Genomic DNA, 19,593 nt, shown 5'->3' on the forward strand with positions numbered 1-19,593 from the left:
GATAAAAACGAAATAAGAAATCAAAATAGGGATACTTTAAAAATGAATAAGTGGAGGACTTCGATTGAATAAAAATAGTGCACTTTTTTGGTTACCAAGGATTCAAGAATTTAAGGATATTCTCATACCTCTTACTAAAATAATCGAAATTGACGAATCAGATGGATTATTACTTCTCAGTGGGATGGACTCTACTTTCAAGGAAATATATGAAAAGAAAATTGAACAAGCATTAGAATCATTTAAGTTTCCTATTTTCATTAAAACCGATGATGTAGCGGGAAAACATGATTGGAAAGATACGTGCTACGTTGAACATAAAGAAGATCTCTATAATCACATAAAAAAACTAATCTACTATGCAAAAAAGTCGAGAGTTGAGTTTCATGCCATACTATTACGAGAGTTTCTTCATCTCGAATCTCCCTTTAATTTTTTTGATGGAAATATGCCTGTTGCAAAGGAAAGAAGATATTTTATTAAAGATGGACACGTAATATGTCATCATCCTTATTGGGATGAAGAGGTATTTTTTGATACTTTTAATCAAGATGATAAAAGATCTTCTATTTTTTTGGAAAACAGGAGCAATAAGAAAGAGAAATTTCAAAGAAAATACCCCGAGGAGGTAAGAGATAGAATAATTAGACAACTTCGAGAAATTAACACAGAATCTGAAGATGAAATCTTGAAATTATCCAAAATTGCAGCCAAGGTATCTACACTTATAGATGGTCTATGGTCTGTAGACTTTGCATGTGATAAATCAGGAAAGTGGTATCTTCTTGATATGGCATTAGCTAAACATTCTTGGCATCCTACAACTTGTATGAAATTAGATAAATTATTATAAAAATCCAATAATAAACATGGAATAATATATTCTAATCCTAATTCCTTGAGCATCTTCTTACTAATTATTAAAAAATGTGCGACATTGTCGGACTTAAAGGTGGATTCCCCCTCAGAGCCGTCATCCATAGAAGAAATGGTTAAATTTTTCTAAGCAAAAAAAATTGAGTGAAATCCCTCACCCACTCCATCAATTCCATGAGAAAAACCACCGGGAATAATACTCTTCGCTTTTTCACGCATCAAACTAAACAAAATCCCACCAAAGAATGTATACAACCCCCATGACCAAATAAATTCCCAATGATTCAGCCAATAATTTGTAGGATTCAAAATATGAGTTAAACTAAATATCAATGCGTTAATGATAAGACCCGGTCCAAAAGAGATCCCAGAAATTTTGTAGGGTTTCCCAAAACTCTGATTTAATCTTCCTAAAATATAACCTCGGAAGAAAAATTCTTCCCCAAATCCAGAAAAGAGTAATTGCCACATTACAATTGAAACTAAGTTCCAAGAAAGCTTCCCCAAGAAAAATCCAATAAAAATTGGACACCCATAAATCAATATTAAGGTTAGAATATTAGATATATGTTTTCTATTTGAAATTATTTCAGATTGTTTGGTTATATTATTTTTTTGAGAATATAAGAATATAAAAATGGACATTATGAAAGTAAGTGATAAAATGGCAGATCCAAGCCAAGAATCATGTTCAATATTAAGGAAGGTAATAAGGAGAAAGATACTGGAAGGAATCAACATGATTAAAATCATATTCAGACTAAAATCAATCTGATTTCTAAAATTAGCGAAATTAAGTCCATAACTCACAAAAGATCGTCTAAATGATGTAATTATCAGTAGTGGAATCAAATACCATAAAAATCCAATAATATAAGGAATATACCATTTTTGGAAATAATTCCCCTCAAAAAAATATTGTAAAATGAAATGGGCAACTATAGAATAAATACCAAATCGCACAAGAAGTACTTCGATAATCGAAAGAATTTTTTTAAAGAAGGATTGCTCATCTTTTGAAGTTAATTGATTTGATTCTATATGGGTTTGATCTTCCATATTAAGATAACTCATATCTATATCTTAAAAAATGATATCACTTGATGTGAAACAGTTCTGAACACCTACTTGAGTCTTCTTGTAGCAAATAATCTAGTATTGTTGTCGATTCCCATCGAGACCTGCTCCTTTTTCTATTACTTTGGTCTAAAATTAACTTCGTTTTAGGAGTCTCTCTATTTCCTCAATTATATGATCTCGAGATCCTGGTGAAAACTCATTAGTTTCGAAGATAACAGTATCTTCTATTTGTAATCTAATATGAGGCTGATCTTTTAGGCGCTGGCGATCTTTTAGGTACCGCCATTTATAGACTCCCGATGGGGGAACGTATGGATTATAGCAGTCATACAGCTCCCGTCGCTTGAGAGCAGAATTTGAGCCATTTGTATACATTTTCAAATAATGCTTAACATTCACTCCTTTAGGGGTTTGGTTAAGAAATATGGCTTATAATCCCGCATCAATTAAACCACCTCAACACGTAGGGAATTAAGCGCATCTCAGAATAAATGAGGGTGTGTAATTGCATACCATTTTTTTAAACTGTTGTCTAACTGTTTTAGAAGTCACTCCTCATTCATGACCATCTTCGAGAGAAATTAGGGCATTTCAAAACTGGAAAATCCCTTATTAGGAGAAAAATTCATTCTGATTGTTGAAACTCAATAAGAGTATTTATAAGATTGTACTATTAGAATTTATTTTTCATAAGTTTTTAATTTGGAACCAATCATTTGGGTTGTAAGGTCTGCTAAAAAAAGATAAAACTTTTGGAGTTTTACTAATTCATCTAATGTGGCATCATGATATTGATTTTGAAAGAGATATTGAATATTATCTTTATTCATTGTGGGAGGAAAAGTTCCCCGAGGTTGTGTTAAGAGAATCGAAGAATTGGTAATGATTTTTAACATTTTTAAGCCGATGTCAGTGATACGATATGTTTTTGCTTTTTTATTACTATTAAGAACAAGTTCTATAATCAGATCATCTTGCATTTCAGTGAGAATTGGATAAAGCGAACCAGGTGATGGTTTCCAGTGATCCAAGGATACTTCTTGAATTTTTTTGATTATATTTGATCCTGTCATTTTTGGATACTCCCCCTCTAAATTTTGGGTACCAAACATCATCAATATTGTGGGATGGAGAAACCCGCGTTTAATGCGATCAAGCCATTTCAAGATAAGTTTTTCTGAAAGGCCTTCATATAATGATAAATGAGAATCATAAATTCCAGAATCATAACTATCGGAGAAATCTTGTTTATGGATCTGTTGATTATCATCTTTTGTTTTTGTAATTTTTGAATCACCAAGTTTTTGGGGAACCTACGCAGAATTCTGATTTATATTATATGGAATAATAATTAAATATATCGATTGACCGATATATTTAAATGTGTTTTTCTCCTTTTTTATAAGCAATCCATTATATGATTCGGATAATCGAAATATTTTTAATATAATTTAGACTCAAATAGATATTATATATCGAATATCCGATATATTATGGATATAATACACACACACAAAAAATACTAGAATGGTGAAAAAAAATCATTGAACAGATCCTCAGTCGTCGGAGTATTCGGGATTTTAGCTCAGAACAAGTGAGTCCCGAAATACTAAAGAAGATTTTAGAAGCTGGTAGAAATGCACCTACGGCGACTAATATCCAACCTTGGCATTTTATTGTTATAAAAGATCCAAAAGGGAAGAAAGCGTGCGTATTTAATGGGTTCAATAAATTTGCGACTAAAGCGGCTTTTATAATATTAGGAGTATATCTGAAATCAAAATCAATAATGGAAACTTACTCATTAATGGATGTTACTGTTGCTTTACAGAATATGGTCATTGCAAGTTGGGCTCAAGGAATAGGATCATGCTGGATGGGCGCTTTTAATGAACCTATACTTAGAAGAACCCTCAATCTCCCGGAAGATGCAAGAATAGTTGGAGGGATTGCCATGGGTATTCCGAAAAAAATACCTCCATCTCCCCCCAAAAAAAAAATAGATGAGATTGTGCATATTGATATCTGGTAATAATAATACCTGGATTCGTTCCGCCATTTATGATGGGACTACATGAAGATAAAGGAACGGAGATATTAGAATAACAAATTAAGATCGAAAATAGGGATAAAAGATGTGCTTTATCTATCGTTTTTAAAATTACAATTATGTAATTACCAATTTGGAAATTTTTTTAATTAGAAATTGTCTACATTTCATGGAGCGCAAATAAATGTCAGAAAAAAACCAACCTAATGATTCATTTGATAATAAAATTTACGATACTGAGCTATTAGAAAATTTTAATAGACCCAATAATATCACATTTACTAATTTCTTGATAATTTGGATTGGACAACTTGCTTCTCTTCTCGGATCAGAAATTGTACAATTCGCCATTATTTGGTGGGTAACCTTAGAGACCGAAAACCCCACCATACTAAGCCTAAATGTGTTTTTTGCCTTTCTACCTCGCATATTTTTAGCACCTTTAGCTGGAGTAATTGCAGATAGAAAAGATAGAAAGAAAATCCTAATGATCACCGACGGAACTCAAGCAATCATAACAGGGGGAATTATTCTCATCTTTTTTGTCAGTGAAATGAAAATTTGGATCATAATCGGGATGAATCTCTTAAGGTCAGTGTGTCAAACATTTCATAGTCCTGCATCCTCATCCATTCGACCACTTATGATCCCGAAAGAACTACTTTCCCGTATGAATGGACTATCTCAACTCGCTTCAAGTGTTATAATGACCCTTGGTCCAATATTTGGGGCATTATTTCTGTCATTTTTGACTATTCAAGAGATTTTATGGATAGATATTTTAACTTTTGGAATAGCATTAGTATGTTTGCTTCGTGTTCCCATTCCAAAAATTAAGCCTACCCAAGCCGCTAAGAACACACAAAATGCTATGCATAACCAACCTTCCAATTCGTTAAAACCAAAAGGACATCGATTTTTACAAGAATTTAAAGAAGGTCTGCACACAATTTTTCGGATTCGGGGGCTAACACCCATTATTGGAATTGTGATTTTAGCAAATTTCTTTTTGACCCCGCTTACAACGCTTTTCACATTTTTTATTCAAAATGATCATCATGGAAATGCTTTACAATACGCCTTAGTTGCTGGATGTTTTCAATCTGGAATGATTTTCGGGGGAATTCTGGTATCTTTAAAAAAGGAGTGGCAGAATAAAATTCGAGGAATTCTTTTTGGTATTTTCTTAATATTTTTTGGGATTACAGCCATAGGATTAATCCCTAAAGGAATGTTTGGGTTGCTGGCAATCGTTTCTTTCGTAGCAACGTTAGGATCGCCATTGATGCATTCTCTGCTTATGACGTTAATCCAGACGTCAGTTCCACCTGAAAAAATGGGCCGTGTATTTTCTAATTTGAATATGATTTCCTCACTAATCATGCCTATTGGGATGTTAAGTTCCGGACCACTTGCAGAAATTTTGGGTACGGGAACTCTAATTAGTTTAGGAGGTGTTTTGGGGATGATAACGGTCGGATTGATTTATTATTTATCGGATCTTCACCTTTTAAATGATGAGACTTTTGGAAACACTACAATCAGATTTTGATGAATTACGGAGTTTATGATTTTTAATTCCAGAATCTGAATATGAAATACATCCACCAAATTTTGTTTTTTCATGGATAATGTATTTTTTTTTTTAATATTATTTCATTATTTTTCTCATTCTTTGTGGATAGGTAGAAAAAGCTATCACAAATCAACATGAAAGTGTAAAAATAATTAAAGTGTTCTCTATCTTTGGACAAGAAATCATGTTTCACACTTCTATATCGGTTTGAAAGGTTTATCCTTAAGATGTAACACAAAAATCATGTAAATCTGCATTAATTACGTGATGCGATAAATTCCGATTGGATTGAGAATTAGTTATTAGATGCAGGGATTTGAACAATGATAATAAAGCAAAAACTAACGGGCTATAATGTAAAGCATTAATTCAAAAAATTTCCTTTCCTGAATTCAATTTTTCTTCTAAATATGCAAATTTGGATGGGAGCAATAGTTAATTATAGCAAGAAAATTCTTATCTTTCTTTTAATTTTTTGAAAAAAATTTTATTCAAAACGTGACTTTCTAGGTACATTTCATTGATTTCACGCAATTTATGCAATTTTTCTTGATTTTCAACGGATTTTTCCATATTATTTAGATTTTCTTGGATATTCAGCAAAATTGGATGCAATTGATCGATCTGACTGAGATATTGCCCTATCTTTTTAAAAAAAGCATCTTCAATTGAGTTCATAGAATACGAAATCTTACCTTTTTTGCCGGTTGACTCAATGGTTATAAAATTCAATTGTAAAAGCAAATTTAAGCCTTCAGAGATAGTCCCCAAAGAAAATCCAGTCAATTGTCGTAGTTTTCGCTGGGTAAGGGTTTTCCTTGTAATGAAATATCCCAAAATCTTCGAATAATATTCAGAATATAATCCAAGTAAGAAAGTTGTGGAAAGAATGTCAATAAAAGCATGTTCAATAGAATCTATTTCAACCTTTTTATTAAAACTAGGCTTGAGAATTTGATTAATAATCGGAGTTTTGGATATTTCATATCCGTGCCTATAGTTTTTAATTTTATGTCTTAAAACATTTAAAAATGCTTTGAATTCATTTAATCTTTGAAAAAATTTCTGTTTTTCAATTGAAACTGGGTTGGATGAGAACTTTTCATTGTTGTTAAAAATATCATCAATAATTGAATTAATTTCATCGACTTCAGTCTGCAATATTATTTGGATCTGTGTGATATATTCATTTACAGGAAATTTCAGCCGATATTTATAAGCAGGAGGTTTATTTTGGACTCTGATTTTTTCTACAATTTTGTTGGTTAGAAAATAATTATTCAAGTACTTGGAAATGGTCCCTGAAGAAATACCACTTCTATTTTTCTTAAAATAATACTTTTTAGAAATGGAAACAAGTTCTTGTTGTGAAATTGGACCAAAAACGACAATATATGCGAAGAGATGAACTATAACATCTGGACGGCCCCGAATTTTTCCAGTATCGACAATATATTTTATGATATCGGATTCAATCATTTCAGCGGATACATTATTCATAATCCTCTTCAAATAGGTAAGAAATTGGTTTTTTAAAAATTTATGCTTTCATGAAAACTAAATCTTTGGTTTATTCTTTTTAAATTATCAATATGAGTTCAATTTTTGATTAATTAGAGATTAAGAAAATTTATTAAAGTGAATCAACTATATTATTATAAATTTCATGGATTCAGATTTCATGAAAACAAAAGTGATATATATGATTAACAACCAGTTTCGACGAAAATTGACATCTCAAGAACTATTATTGAGAAATCACCCAGTTATTATTGCAGGAACGTTAAATGGAAATCTTCTACCCCTAGACGTCCAAAATGCAATACAAGAAATCCAAAAAAAACATATATTACTCAGAGTAAAAATTGAAAAAATTGACAATCAATATTACTTTTTAGAAGATAGTAATATTGAGATTCCATTTATTACCGGAGAATATGCCGAAGACGGCAATTGGATCCGATCCATACAATTATTAATTAAAAAATCTTTCAATTTTCAAAAATCTCCTCTCCTTCAAATTGTTTTTCTAAAATCTCAGAGTCATAATCAAGTAAAATTAATTTTAATCGCAGATCATGCGATATGTGATGGAAAATCGGTAGTTTATTTACTTAAAGATATTCTACTAAGTATAGAAGGAGAAAAAATAGGTTTTCTTATGCATCCTCCTGAAATGAAAGAAAATATGTTTCCAAAGAATGCTAGATTGAATTCGATTGAAAAATTTGTCTTGAAGAAAATGAATGCAAAATGGAAGGATCAAAAGATTTTATTTGATCAGCAAGATTTTGATTGTATTTTTGAGGGATTTTGGAAAAACATTAATTATGAAATAAATGTGTTAGAATTTAATCAAACCGATACCCAGAACTTAATCAGTTATTGTAAACAAAACCACATATCGGTTAATTCTTTTATAACTGCAGTCATTTTAAGGGCACATTTGGAAATACTTGGGAATCAAGACGAATATTACGGTAACATAAATACTGCGGTCAATGTCAGAGAGTATACGAAACCAAAAATTGGTGAACATCTAGGATTGTATGCTCGTGGGATTGATATCTCATACAAATACGACTTAAATCAAACGTTCATTAAAAATGTTAAAGTAATTCAAGAAAAAGTACGAAAGAATTTAACAATGAAAAATTTATTCAAACCATTTCTTCTTTTAAATAATTTATCTCATGGATTAAATGAAGCCCTAATGGTTAAAAAACTTGGAAAATATGCTTCAGAAGAACATTCTAGATATGAAAAAATAATGTCCTTCGTTAAACAAGAAGATATGGTTAAAAAATTGATTAAAAAAAAAGAATCCGACAAGATTTCAAAAAATTTCATTATAACAAATATTGGAAAATTAGATTTGAAAATAAATTATTCGCGTTTTAATCTTGAATCAGTCCATTTTATTCCACCATGTTCATTTATTGCAAAACAGGTTATAGGAGTAGCAACTGTAAATAAGAGACTGATATTAAATTTTTCAAATTACGAGCATATTACCTCAACAAAATCAACAATTGCCATAATTAAAAAAATTAAAACCTTAATTAAGACTCTGAATTTCGATTGAAAAGAGGATTTGGGATTATTGTCGAATGGAAAATAATCAACCTAAAACTTTTGGATTTTTTTTTGCTATTTAAGTAGCTTATTTTTAATTTTTCTTATATTTTCATCATCTAAAGCTACTAATTTCAAGTAATGATCGATATTGTCGAACTTTTCTTTAAATAAAGAGAGAGTTTTTAATATATATTCCTTTTTTGATTGACCAACAAAAGATGGAAGGTCAGAATATTTTTCATGAAGCGCTTTTATTTGTTCATATAAATTGGTTGCTGAAATTTCGTAATCCTCGCAAATTTCTTTTTCATCAACATCAGCAATAAGTAGTAAAAGCATAATGATAATTCCAGTGCGATCTTTTCCAGCATTACAATTTATTAAAACTCCATCAGGGGCTTCTGCAATTCTTGTTAGAATTTTCCGTATAGATTCAAAATCATTGATTATTTCAATATACCCAAGTGGTATCAATTCTTCCGATTCTGGAAATCCACTTCCTTTGGTTGGGATATTATAATAGAAAAACCCTTCACTATTTAGATCATTTGGATTGTTCTTCACATCATCAGGTTCTCTTAGATCGATAACAGTTGTAATTTTTTTTTCTAATAGAAATTCTTTTTCCGATTGATCTATGTTAACAGGTAGATTTGATCGAATGAAACGATATTCTTTTATGAAATGACCTGATTTTGTTTGAATTCCGCCAATATCTCTCATGTTACTGACATTTTTGCATAAAATTCTTCTCATAACTATTCTATTTAATACTGTGTTTTACTATTGTAAAAGTATTCATATTATAACTAAAATAGCATATTCTTAACACACTCAATTTGAACGATATGTCACCCTCAGAACCGGCAATATCGTATTACACTTCAATACAAATAGAAGTATTACAGGGGCAATACCTAAAGATCGATTCCCCTCGAGAGTTGTAAAAAAACGGGTCTAACCGATAATTTGATGAAATTCACCACTTTTAGTTAAACTTACCCACATTAATGCATTTTCCTTGGATTTTAAATGATTACAATCAAAAAAGGATCATGAAAATTGCATCTCAACTAAGTGCCATTAAATTCTTGTAAGAAGTATCCCGTCGTGGAAGTATTTCTGGAAATTATCCCAGTGGTTTAGCTGTAGCATCGATATGTGTGGCAGCTTTTCAACATGGGGAATGATAAATTCAAAAAGAAATTGCTATGTCTAAATCAATGATGAGGTAAATATTCAAATATATTAAAAGCAAAAGTAGTTCACAGAAGACATTTTTGATACGAAATTTAAAGTGAAAAAAAAATGAATGATGATATCATTAAATATCAAGATACGGAACTACATTACAAAGAAGTAAAATTTTTACAGGATTTGGAAGAGTTAACGCATAGAAAAATCCCTTGTCGTGAGAAATTTACCACAAAAAAATTTGGTTTCACTGCAGAGGGTTACCACATAATAGAATTACAATTAATTGATAGTGGGTTAACTCATCTTCCTTATTCGATTGGAAATTTAGAGAAACTTGAGACTATGTATCTCATTAAAAATAGATTAGAGGATTTACCTGACTCCTTTAGGCATCTGAAAAATCTGGAAGAATTACTCCTAAATTCAAATAAATTTACAGAAATCCCCAAATATTTAGGAGAATTATCGAATCTTCGGATTTTAAATTTGGATGATAATTACATTACTCATATTCCAGAATCAATTTGTTCTTTACGAACGCTTAAAAGTCTGGACATCTTGAAAAATCAAGTCGAAACTCTCCCCGTTTGCATTGGAAATATGAAAAGTCTCAACCATCTGAATCTTCGTGATAACAGTCTTTCAGAATTACCTGAATCCTTCGGCAATCTCTCTAATTTGTTCGAATTGAATCTAAGTTGTAATAAAATTACAAATTTACCAAATTCTATTGGTAGTTTACGTAATTTGAATTCGTTATTTTTAGGGGATAATTCTCTAAAAAAATTTCCCGATTCTTTTGCTAATTTAAAAAATCTGAAGGTTTTAAATGTTTCCGATAATCCACTCACCGAAATCCCAAGTAAGTTTCATTCTCTTTCATCTCTTGAAGATTTGAATCTCAATAACACCAACGTGAAAAATTTACTTGAATATGTCAAAACTCTTCCCTCCTTGAAACGATTAGAAATAAAAAAAGTCAACCTTTCAGATGCCGATAAAAAACTAATTGTCACAACTTTAATGAATTGCAAAATCAGATATTAACAGTTATATACGCAGCGCTAAAAGAAGAAAAGAACTATATATTATAAAGAAGGGAACAACAATAGCACTAATATAACTAATAATTAAAGATCTCTTAGTTTTTTTCAAAAAAAATCTCTATCTTTATATCTTAGTCTCTTTTAAAACTTCCTGAGTCATTTTTAAAATAGTGAATATTGATACGATCAAAAATGGAATCGCTGAGATTTTGATCTTTTTTGGGAATTCTCACATAAAAAACTAAAAACCGATTTTTTCAAAAATCTTTAGAATCCAATTGATGAAAGATCCAAAGTCGGATTTTTCCCATCATTGAAATAGTGAAATGGATCATTTTATCATTAATTTGAACCAAAAGTATAGAAAATGAGATCATATAACTAGATGTATGGATCGAAAGAAATCGAAATTATATTTAGATATCAAGACTGCTTTATAAGAATTAATTCTCGCATTGAGAAAAAAGGAAGAAAATACGTAAGGTTTAATAGGTTGCTTGAACTAATAAAGATAAGTAAATATTACGAATTTTAAAGAAGCATCAAACAACCAATCGTGGGAGTTTGGCAATTTAATTTGTGAGTTGAATAAATATGGCACAAGAAAAATGGATTATAGAAGAAACTAAAAGATATGATCAAGAATTGCGTGATCAAAAAGAAGAAAATAGAACTATGCGAAAAATTGTTAATCGATCTTTATTAAAATCAAAAAAAAACTCTAAAGCTTATAGAGGTTAATTTTTTCATTCATTATTGATATTGCTCTATTTACCGTCAAAACGTAAATACACGAGCAATATCTCCCAATTTTAAATCTCTATCTATTCAATATTCTATTATATTCTTACCCCGCATATTTGGAAAATATTTAGGACTATTTGATATTAGAATCTTATTTTAAAAAACCACATTTCCTATTAATTGTAAAGATATTTGGATTGAAAAAATACTTCAATCTTTGGTGATCCATTGTTCTCTGGTTAGTTCATAGAGATTATACAAAAATTCTATCGGAAGACCATTAATATTTTCCCGAAAATGCGTCATTTTTTCCCCTATTTTTTTAAAGCCTAATTTTTTCAAGAGCTTTTGGGATGAAGCATTAACTGCGGCAGTACCTGCGGTGCATTTATCCACTTTTAACTCTCCTAATACATATTTGAGGATTTCTTTCCCTGCCTCAGTAGCATAGCCTTGTCCATGATAGTTTGAATTAAAATTGTACCCAAACCCACGTACTACTTCTCCAACGAAATCTTTTTTCAATTGAATTTGCATAAGTCCAATTACTTTTCCTTGAGTTTTCAATTCAACCGCTGCAAATTCATCTCCCATGCTCAGATAATCTAAGAGTGGTTGGAGCTCTTTAGCAGTTTGGGGATAGGGTTGATCATATTTGCCCATCTCTGAAGCTTCATATTGTTGAGTTATCTCTAGAAGATCCTTTAAATCATTAGAAGTAAAATTTCTTAAGAGTAATCGTTCAGTCTGTAGACGGATCATTAATTATTACATACTTTCAAAAGATTTAAAACATATGAAAGTCCTTTTTTTGCCATTTATCGTATGTATAAGCTATTGAAGGAGTGAATTTTATTTATCGACCTGATTACTACGGCTAAATAGTGTTTTGAGATTCATTCTTGAAAATGGTTGATAATTCGAACTTTTTTAACATTCTTTTTAAAAAATTTTATCCTATTTTTTTAACTTATTTTTTATTACTAACGTATTTATAATAAGATGTGTTTAATGTGTTGAAATTTGTGATACTATTAAAATCACAAGTATTTTTATTTTAATTACAATGAGTTAGATAAATTAAAGTAGAATCTGTTGATCAATTTTTCAATTATGTGAATATTAAACATGTTAAATAGTATTTGGATGTTCATTCAATAGTAGAGCATCAAAAATTTAATGTTTATATTTTATCAATTTAAAAATATAGGAATACTAATATTTCTGGGAATCAATGAATATTATCGCCAAAAAGATGGTAATATTAGATATTGTGGGATTTTTAAGATTTTAACTTATGATTCTCTTTTTAAATATTTTACTTTGGGCATAGCGTAGTATAAAACATATTACGTCATTTTAGTACCTTTATGAGTTTAAAACGAATATAAATTTGTATTTAAAGTTGGTATATCGAAATATTTAAAAGACCATTCTTCCTATAAATTATTAGGTAACTTTCGAATACGTTACCGAATTTTAACTATTCATCAAACTACCCAAATTGGGAGTTTGGCATATTATACTATAGAGTTGAATTATATGACACAAGAAAACTGGATTTTAGAAGAATTAGAAAGATACGAACAACGTATCCATGACCAACAAACTGAAAATGCAATTAGACGAGAAGTACTTAAATTATCTTTATTAAAGTCAAAAATAAACGCTGGAGTGTATAATGGCTAAACACATTTTCTTTTTTTATAGCGTACTTGATTCTTTTGAATGAAAGAATTCATTTTTTTTAACTTGAAGAGGAAAATGAATATTTCAGGGGATTTTTATCCCCATATCCTCATTTTATTCCAACCTATCAAAAATATTATGACTTAAATCGAAATTTACTGAAGAAAAATCAACATAATTTTTAAGGTGTAATTTTTTTTAGAACATTGATTTCATAACAAATTGCCACAGCTTTTTAAACAAAAAACCCCTTTTTCTTAAGTGGTGAAAAGAATCAAATCTAAATTAACGGTATTTCTCTTTCACAGATCTTTGAGGATTATTGACAATATTGGATTATATCATGCATTAAATACTTCAAATTTAGTAATTCCGATATTCATTTTTGATCCTAGACAAATAACGATGAATGAATATTTTAATTCAAATGCGTTTCAATTTTTACTCGATTCTTTAAATGATTTGCAGGAGCAATTTCAATTACTTCGTAAAAAAATCTATTTCTTCCATAATAATCCGATTTCAGTCCTGAATTCAATTTTTAAAGAATTAAAATATGATTCGATCGTTCTAAATAAAGATTACACTCCATTTTCCTTGGAAAGAGAGCAAAAAATAAGGGAATTCTGCAATAAACACAAAATTCACTTGACTGCAGTTCATGATTGTGTAATTAACAATCCTGACGTAATTAAATCTCAAAAACACACCCCCTATACGATCTTCACCCCGTATTTTAAATTTAGCAGAAAAATTCCTGTTATCGAACCACAGGAATTTAATGAAGAAAAAAGCGATCAATTCGTTGAAATTGAATTGGGAAACGCGTTTCTCCTAAAGGAAGCAAGACAAAAATTTTTAAAATCCAATAAGATTCCAACTCAAAAAGGAGGGAGAGAAGAAGGGATCAAGATCCTAAAATCCTTGCAAAAATATATTGATTATGACAAAAACCGCAATTTTCCAGGATTAAATGGAACCACGGGATTATCACCTCATCTAAAATTCGGATCCATTTCTATACGGGAAGCCTATTCCCATATTAGCAAAATCCTTGGGAAAGAACATCCCTTACTCCGTCAACTTTATTGGCATGATTTTTTCACATATATTGGCTTTCATTTTCCCCATGTTTTTATCAAATCATTCAAGGAAAAATACAATCAAATTAAATGGAATAATGACGATTTGAAATTTGCTTTATGGAAACAAGGAATTACCGGATTTCCGATTGTTGATGCAGGTATGCGGGAATTAAATTCTACGGGTATCATGCATAATAGAGTACGCATGATTGTTGCTTCATTTTTGACTAAAGACCTCCATATTAATTGGCAATGGGGAGAAAGATATTTTGCTCAAATGTTGACAGATTATGATCCTGCATTAAATAATGGGAACTGGCAATGGGCTGCGAGCACCGGATGTGATTCTCAACCATATTTCCGGATTTTTAATCCTTGGAGCCAGCAGAAGACTTATGATCCAGATGCAATTTATATCAAGAAATGGATTCCCGAACTTGCTGACTATTCGGCAAAAATAATCCATAACCTTGAAAAAAAACGCCCAAAAGAATTACTTGAAGATGTATATCCTAAACCTATCGTTAATCATAAGAAAGAAAGAGAACTTACACTGTTCATGTTTAAAACGTTATCGGGCAAAGAAGTATCATTTTAGTATTATTACCTCGGGGGGTTTTTTTATTAATTTCTATAAATCTAAGCCTTTGTTTATTTATCTTATTAAATCAGAGCATATTAAAGAGTGAAGGGGTAAAATTACATTGATTGTTATGCAAAATAAATCTAAAATTATTTTACAAATTGGAATATTATTATCGTTCATCGGAACGGTTGTAACGAATGCACTCGCGAACATTTTACCAATAAATGGATACAATACTGGAGAATTGTCTGATAATATCCCCAATTTATTTGTTCCATCTGGTTTGACATTTAGCATTTGGGGTGTAATTTATGTACTTTTAGCCGTATTTACAGGATATTTCATTCGTGATTGGTTTAAAAAGCCAAAGGAGGATGAAGAATTTGAAACAAAACTTGCTCTTGCGTTTATCATCAGCAATATCGCTAATCTTCTTTGGATATTAACTTGGCATTATCTTTATGTGGGTTTATCTTTGATTCTCATGTTAATCATTTTAGGCTCCTTAATCTATGCCCATGAATATTTATATAAAAAGAAAGATCAGAATAATAAAATCAGAAATTTTAGCTTATTTCTACCTATCTCAATTTATTTAGGTTGGATTACCGTAGCGACTGTGGCCAATGTTACGGCTCTAGCAGTGGTAAATAATTGGAATGGTTGGGGCATTTCCGAATCAATGTGGACTATAATTGTTCTGATTGTTGCCACACTAATTACTTTTGGCATGATTTGGTTCCGAAAGAATTATGCTCATGCGATGGTTGTTGTATGGGCATTTGTTGGGATTCTTATCAAGCGGTTAGATCCAGTGAATTCCCCGGAAACAGGTATTGTTGTAGTAACAATAATTTCCATGATTTTGATCGTTAGTTTGATTGTTGTTCGGATTTTAATAAAAGAGAAGAAATAATTTATTTTCTTTATCTCTTGATAATTTATTTGCTTTTTTTTCATTAATGAATTTGGTTCAAGTTTTTGATTTTTTCTTTCCCTAAATTCATACTTTTAATAAATCTTGAGAAAATATTAAGAAGGAGGGCAATGGCATACTATTTCTATAACGATATATGAATTTGAACTTTTGAGAGATGATCATGCTTGTTTAAGAATTGAAGCGATGGAATAATCGAAAAACAAAAGGATTAAATCTCGATTTCAAGAAAAAAACTAATTTTACAAACTGTAAACTGATTTTTTCTCAGAGCTACCATTTTTTTTGTACTTGCAATTTATTTCAAACGTTTCTCAATTGCTTTTCTATCCGCTTTTCGATTCGGATATTTTTTTAAAAAGGCTTGTTCGTCTTGTTTAAGCATAATAAGACATTCCTTCAGAATTTTTTGTGATTTTATTTTGTCGGTTGATTCTAATGTATTCGCTTTCATTAAAAGTGAAAAATACTTACTCCAATTTGTTTTTATCCTTTCTTCGCTTTTTTCAGGTATATCCTTATCTTTAGGTGATATTGACTCTTTTAAACTTAATTTTCTCTTCAAATTTAGTATCAATGATGCTTTTTCCTCTTTCCAACTCGAAATATCTCTTTTAATTTCATTATTGGAAATTAGAGCTATAATGGCATCACAAATATCAATTGCATATTCAAATTGTTCGCTTTCTTTAAAGATACGTAATTTTTCCAACAATTCGGAATAGGTTTCCATCAAATGTGACAGTTTTTAATTCTCCTCGTTAATTGATATTTTTTAAATGAATAGTATTAGATTTTTCTTTTAATTAAGATTTGATAAAATCTGAATTTATCTAATTTAAAGATAATGATAAAGATTACATTTAGTTATTGTTAAAAATAATCCTCAGAATTCAAATTCCTTAATACTATTAGCATTTTAGATTCAGGAAATCTTCTATGAAGTAGAAATATTGTGGAAAATTAATTTCAATAGTACAATTCTAGATTGAGCAGTTCCAAAAAAGGAAAAAATTAATATTTTTGAGGATAAACTGGTTTTACACAAAATAAACCATTATTGCCATCGCAACAGCCCCCATACAATTCAATATTATGTGAGTTAAAATACTTAACCGCATATTTTTTTTTATCCACACAAAGTATACCAATGGAATCAAAATAACGATGCGAATCAAGTTTTCCCATGGAGAAAAGAAATGATAAATTGAAAAGAGAATTGCGTTGATATAAGGTGCTCCTTTTCCCATTTTTTCTTCCATTCTTGGAAGAAGATAGCCTCGAAAATATAGTTCTTCAACAAATGGAGCGGCAATACATGATAATAAGATGTAGAGAATAAAAATAAGTTGAAAACCTTTAAAATTTTGCATTGAAGCAGGATCTTGCATTTGATTTTGAAAATTATACTCTTGCGGATACCATGAAAATATTTTTTCGATGAAAAAATTATTTACCGGTGGGGCGAGTAGAAACATAAAAACGAATGCAAATATGATATATATTGGAATAAAGATTAAATATATCTTAGTTGGACTAGTTTTTTTATTTCCTATAACTTCTTTTATGTTAAACGAGTTATTTTGCTTTTTTCCAACATATAACAGCATTCCCAATTGAACTGGAATTAAACAAAAGGTAATTGACATCAACCATCCTAGTAAGGGACCGAATCGTGCATCAAGTCCCAAAATTTCACAAAACAATGGTTGCGAGAACAAAAAAATTCCACCTAACACTAAAAGCCCTGGAAACAAGTGTAGTATTACAGATTTTAGAACATTATGTTGGTCTTGAAATAATAAATCATCCGTTTTTTCCATTTTAAAACATTCCCTTGAACAAAATATATACAACTTCCGTTATGTTAACAATCATAGTTAATTTTGTGGAAGCAGATACTCAAAGGATTCAGAGGCCAGAATTAAGCAAAACAAAACTTTGAAAATTTACATTTTTGGTGTGGAATATAACTCCAATAATTCTATTCCAAAATTGAAGCATAAATTTTATTCCATCAATCCGATTAAGGTTAAATTTAAAAAATCTATGAGTTTCAAAACTTTTTATGGATAATAAAAAAAAATATGGAGGCATTATAATGCCGCATATATTGCAGTATCGTCATAATCACCAAAAAGAGCTTTCGCTTCTAGTGATGTAAGATCCCAACAAGTTACGGCGGCTCCTACGGGTTGAGTCAAGTCATCCCCATAATAATCATAGCTTGGGGGATGCAGATAATCAATCAATTCAAATCCCTGCTCTAAATCAATGTTTCCATACATTGTGAGAGCTTCATTGGTAAGCCATTCATACCTGCTCTTCGAATCCTTAATTGCCGTGGAATCGGCATCATTGGCCATTCCATAATAAATATAGTGATTTGTGTAGGTTACCAAATCATCTTTCTTCTCAATAGGATTTGGAGAGAAAATTGCCCACCATGGTCGTGTGTAACCCATATTCCTTACCCTATAATTATGAGCAGATGTTTCTAAGGCAACCCCTCCCGTTTCTCCATTACGTCCATCCCCTATGCCATAAATCCAAGAGCAACCGCGTACATTATTAATAATGAAATTAGTTGCTTCACTTAGTTGGTTGGTATATTGCATTACATATCTGGCGGTGAGCAAAGTACCCATCCCGAAATTTGCAGGATCACAATCTTGAGCTGGAACCATATCATTTCCAATACCCAAACCTTGATCATTCATGGCTGAAGTGACTCCGACAAATCCAGCACAGGAAGTGCTTAGGAAAGCATTTCCATTGTCAGGGTAGAACTCCATCATAATCATTTCCTCATGAGTAACATAGCTGGTAAATTGCCAATGACGACCCATGATGGTATGACCATCGGTGGTAGCATCTTCTTGAGCAACAAATCCGCTACAAGAAAGAAAAGCGAACAAATCAATTAACCACAATAAAGGTTCCACAACAGGATACGCTAGTGCAAGAAGGGCATCCATCCCCATGTTTAATAATAATACTTGTTCGTAAGTAACTGGAACTCCCGCTGCTGTTGCTCCATCAGCAACTCCTTGTATCTCATCTAAAAATGCTTGGGGGACATAACGCGTATTATATTCAACTAACACATGGCAGAGATCTAACAATTTATACAATTTGTCATCAATACTATCTCCGCTTGCAGCTGCGACTTGATCAAGAATTTCATCGGAAACCACATTTCCGACAACGTTCTCTAAGCGACTTCGGCTGAGCACTTCATTGAATACTAAATTCAAAATCCAATCATCGGCTTCTAACATATTGAGAACGACTTCCCGCATCCAATCGTCCGAAGCTAAACGCGAAACACTGATCGGATCAAGATACCCTTGCTGGAATCCCATCTCATAAGGAGAACCTTCTAAGTGCATTAGATATTTACCAGAAATCAATTCTTCCAAATATCCTTTTCCATCTGGCGAATAAGAAATAATACTTGTTGCACTCGCTGATTGAACAAAATTTGCTAGGGAAGTCACCATCAAAAGTCCAATAAGACTAAGTGACAATACTTTTTTTCTTTGATTTTTCATCATTCAAAACAACCTACAAATTCGTCGTAAGTCAAACGAATTGGCAATTATCTAATTTATCAAAGATCTATATAAAGTTTTTAGTGGTGTAAATT

The 19,593-nt window shown here is 30.9% G+C and carries 18 protein-coding genes; 9 read left to right on the forward strand and 9 right to left on the reverse strand.

Translation table 11 applies throughout. The features are described from left to right. The first annotated feature begins 64 nt into the window (after positions 1–64). A complete protein-coding gene (locus tag NEF87_RS01170) occupies positions 65–853 on the forward strand; it encodes an ATP-grasp domain-containing protein (RefSeq protein WP_457918277.1) in 789 nt (262 codons plus the stop codon). A gap of 149 nt (positions 854–1,002) precedes the next feature. Here NEF87_RS01170 and NEF87_RS01175 read toward each other — a convergent pair whose 3' ends face one another. The 3 genes from NEF87_RS01175 to NEF87_RS01185 all read right to left on the reverse strand — a co-directional run bounded on the left by NEF87_RS01175 (position 1,003) and on the right by NEF87_RS01185 (position 3,029). Further along, positions 1,003–1,935, reverse strand: coding sequence for a CPBP family glutamic-type intramembrane protease (locus NEF87_RS01175; RefSeq protein ID WP_457918278.1), 933 nt, complete (start codon positions 1,933–1,935; stop codon positions 1,003–1,005). Between the two features lie 153 nt (positions 1,936–2,088). Beyond that, positions 2,089–2,331 (reverse strand): hypothetical protein, encoded by a 243-nt coding sequence (locus tag NEF87_RS01180; RefSeq protein ID WP_457918279.1) that lies wholly within the window; start codon positions 2,329–2,331, stop codon positions 2,089–2,091. Between the two features lie 305 nt (positions 2,332–2,636). After that, positions 2,637–3,029 carry a PadR family transcriptional regulator gene (locus NEF87_RS01185; protein WP_457918280.1) on the reverse strand — a complete coding sequence of 131 codons (393 nt, stop codon included), beginning with the start codon at positions 3,027–3,029 and terminating at the stop codon, positions 2,637–2,639. A gap of 479 nt (positions 3,030–3,508) precedes the next feature. On the opposite strand from NEF87_RS01185, the gene NEF87_RS01190 reads away from it, so the two are divergent. Together NEF87_RS01190 and NEF87_RS01195 are read left to right on the forward strand one after the other, a co-directional pair. Further along, entirely contained in the window at positions 3,509–3,988 is a 480-nt protein-coding gene (locus tag NEF87_RS01190) for a nitroreductase family protein (protein WP_457920111.1), read from the forward strand. A gap of 202 nt (positions 3,989–4,190) precedes the next feature. Continuing rightward, on the forward strand, positions 4,191–5,558 hold the full coding sequence (locus NEF87_RS01195) for an MFS transporter (RefSeq protein WP_457918281.1): 1,368 nt from the start codon (positions 4,191–4,193) through the stop codon (positions 5,556–5,558). A gap of 480 nt (positions 5,559–6,038) precedes the next feature. On the opposite strand, the gene NEF87_RS01200 is transcribed toward NEF87_RS01195, so the two are convergent. Continuing rightward, positions 6,039–7,082 (reverse strand): hypothetical protein, encoded by a 1,044-nt coding sequence (locus NEF87_RS01200; protein ID WP_457918282.1) that lies wholly within the window; start codon positions 7,080–7,082, stop codon positions 6,039–6,041. Positions 7,083–7,284: 202 nt separating this feature from the next. Between NEF87_RS01200 and NEF87_RS01205 the strand changes: the two genes are divergently transcribed. Next, positions 7,285–8,667, forward strand: a complete 1,383-nt coding sequence (locus NEF87_RS01205) for a hypothetical protein (protein WP_457918283.1) — start codon at positions 7,285–7,287, stop codon at positions 8,665–8,667. 65 nt (positions 8,668–8,732) lie between these two features. Here the strand turns inward: NEF87_RS01205 and NEF87_RS01210 are convergent, their stop codons facing one another. Further along, positions 8,733–9,416, reverse strand: coding sequence for a tyrosine-protein phosphatase (locus NEF87_RS01210; protein ID WP_457918284.1), 684 nt, complete (start codon positions 9,414–9,416; stop codon positions 8,733–8,735). Positions 9,417–9,968: 552 nt separating this feature from the next. On the opposite strand from NEF87_RS01210, the gene NEF87_RS01215 reads away from it, so the two are divergent. Both NEF87_RS01215 and NEF87_RS01220 read left to right on the forward strand, forming a co-directional pair. After that, positions 9,969–10,904, forward strand: coding sequence for a leucine-rich repeat domain-containing protein (locus NEF87_RS01215; protein ID WP_457918285.1), 936 nt, complete (start codon positions 9,969–9,971; stop codon positions 10,902–10,904). A gap of 593 nt (positions 10,905–11,497) precedes the next feature. Further along, positions 11,498–11,644, forward strand: a complete 147-nt coding sequence (locus NEF87_RS01220; RefSeq protein WP_371804564.1) for a hypothetical protein — start codon at positions 11,498–11,500, stop codon at positions 11,642–11,644. A 213-nt stretch (positions 11,645–11,857) separates the two neighbouring features. On the opposite strand, the gene NEF87_RS01225 is transcribed toward NEF87_RS01220, so the two are convergent. Beyond that, entirely contained in the window at positions 11,858–12,409 is a 552-nt protein-coding gene (locus NEF87_RS01225; protein WP_371804565.1) for a GNAT family N-acetyltransferase, read from the reverse strand. A gap of 780 nt (positions 12,410–13,189) precedes the next feature. On the opposite strand from NEF87_RS01225, the gene NEF87_RS01230 reads away from it, so the two are divergent. The 3 genes from NEF87_RS01230 (at position 13,190) to NEF87_RS01240 (ending at position 15,923) form a co-directional block, all read left to right on the forward strand. Further along, a complete protein-coding gene (locus NEF87_RS01230; protein WP_371804566.1) occupies positions 13,190–13,336 on the forward strand; it encodes a hypothetical protein in 147 nt (48 codons plus the stop codon). Positions 13,337–13,597: 261 nt separating this feature from the next. Then, positions 13,598–15,019, forward strand: coding sequence for a cryptochrome/photolyase family protein (locus NEF87_RS01235; RefSeq protein WP_457918286.1), 1,422 nt, complete (start codon positions 13,598–13,600; stop codon positions 15,017–15,019). A 115-nt stretch (positions 15,020–15,134) separates the two neighbouring features. Then, positions 15,135–15,923: a hypothetical protein gene (locus tag NEF87_RS01240; protein ID WP_457918287.1), complete on the forward strand. Its 789-nt coding sequence runs from the start codon at positions 15,135–15,137 to the stop codon at positions 15,921–15,923. A 319-nt stretch (positions 15,924–16,242) separates the two neighbouring features. Here NEF87_RS01240 and NEF87_RS01245 read toward each other — a convergent pair whose 3' ends face one another. From NEF87_RS01245 to NEF87_RS01255, 3 genes are all read right to left on the reverse strand, one after another. Further along, a complete protein-coding gene (locus NEF87_RS01245) occupies positions 16,243–16,656 on the reverse strand; it encodes a hypothetical protein (protein WP_457918288.1) in 414 nt (137 codons plus the stop codon). Positions 16,657–16,984: 328 nt separating this feature from the next. Next, on the reverse strand, positions 16,985–17,767 hold the full coding sequence (locus NEF87_RS01250; RefSeq protein WP_457918289.1) for a CPBP family intramembrane glutamic endopeptidase: 783 nt from the start codon (positions 17,765–17,767) through the stop codon (positions 16,985–16,987). Positions 17,768–18,040: 273 nt separating this feature from the next. Next, positions 18,041–19,501 (reverse strand): C45 family autoproteolytic acyltransferase/hydolase, encoded by a 1,461-nt coding sequence (locus tag NEF87_RS01255; protein ID WP_457918290.1) that lies wholly within the window; start codon positions 19,499–19,501, stop codon positions 18,041–18,043. Between the last annotated feature and the right edge of the window lie 92 nt (positions 19,502–19,593).

Origin of the sequence: Candidatus Lokiarchaeum ossiferum (genome assembly GCA_025839675.1) — an archaeon.
In the GTDB taxonomy this organism is placed as follows: Archaea; Asgardarchaeota; Lokiarchaeia; order Sigyniarchaeales; family Promethearchaeaceae; genus Lokiarchaeum; species Lokiarchaeum ossiferum.

What these genes read in the sequence shown, in the direction of transcription:
- NEF87_RS01175 (WP_457918278.1), bottom strand. Translation starts at nt 1,935, where the DNA reads ATGGAAGATCAAACCCATATAGAATCAAATCAATTAACTTCAAAAGAT.
- NEF87_RS01180 (WP_457918279.1), bottom strand. Translation starts at nt 2,331, where the DNA reads ATGTATACAAATGGCTCAAATTCTGCTCTCAAGCGACGGGAGCTGTAT.
- NEF87_RS01185 (WP_457918280.1), bottom strand. Translation starts at nt 3,029, where the DNA reads ATGACAGGATCAAATATAATCAAAAAAATTCAAGAAGTATCCTTGGAT.
- NEF87_RS01195 (WP_457918281.1), top strand. Translation starts at nt 4,191, where the DNA reads ATGTCAGAAAAAAACCAACCTAATGATTCATTTGATAATAAAATTTAC.
- NEF87_RS01200 (WP_457918282.1), bottom strand. Translation starts at nt 7,082, where the DNA reads ATGAATAATGTATCCGCTGAAATGATTGAATCCGATATCATAAAATAT.
- NEF87_RS01205 (WP_457918283.1), top strand. Translation starts at nt 7,285, where the DNA reads ATGATTAACAACCAGTTTCGACGAAAATTGACATCTCAAGAACTATTA.
- NEF87_RS01210 (WP_457918284.1), bottom strand. Translation starts at nt 9,416, where the DNA reads ATGAGAAGAATTTTATGCAAAAATGTCAGTAACATGAGAGATATTGGC.
- NEF87_RS01215 (WP_457918285.1), top strand. Translation starts at nt 9,969, where the DNA reads ATGAATGATGATATCATTAAATATCAAGATACGGAACTACATTACAAA.
- NEF87_RS01220 (WP_371804564.1), top strand. Translation starts at nt 11,498, where the DNA reads ATGGCACAAGAAAAATGGATTATAGAAGAAACTAAAAGATATGATCAA.
- NEF87_RS01225 (WP_371804565.1), bottom strand. Translation starts at nt 12,409, where the DNA reads ATGATCCGTCTACAGACTGAACGATTACTCTTAAGAAATTTTACTTCT.
- NEF87_RS01230 (WP_371804566.1), top strand. Translation starts at nt 13,190, where the DNA reads ATGACACAAGAAAACTGGATTTTAGAAGAATTAGAAAGATACGAACAA.
- NEF87_RS01240 (WP_457918287.1), top strand. Translation starts at nt 15,135, where the DNA reads ATGCAAAATAAATCTAAAATTATTTTACAAATTGGAATATTATTATCG.
- NEF87_RS01250 (WP_457918289.1), bottom strand. Translation starts at nt 17,767, where the DNA reads ATGGAAAAAACGGATGATTTATTATTTCAAGACCAACATAATGTTCTA.
- NEF87_RS01255 (WP_457918290.1), bottom strand. Translation starts at nt 19,501, where the DNA reads ATGATGAAAAATCAAAGAAAAAAAGTATTGTCACTTAGTCTTATTGGA.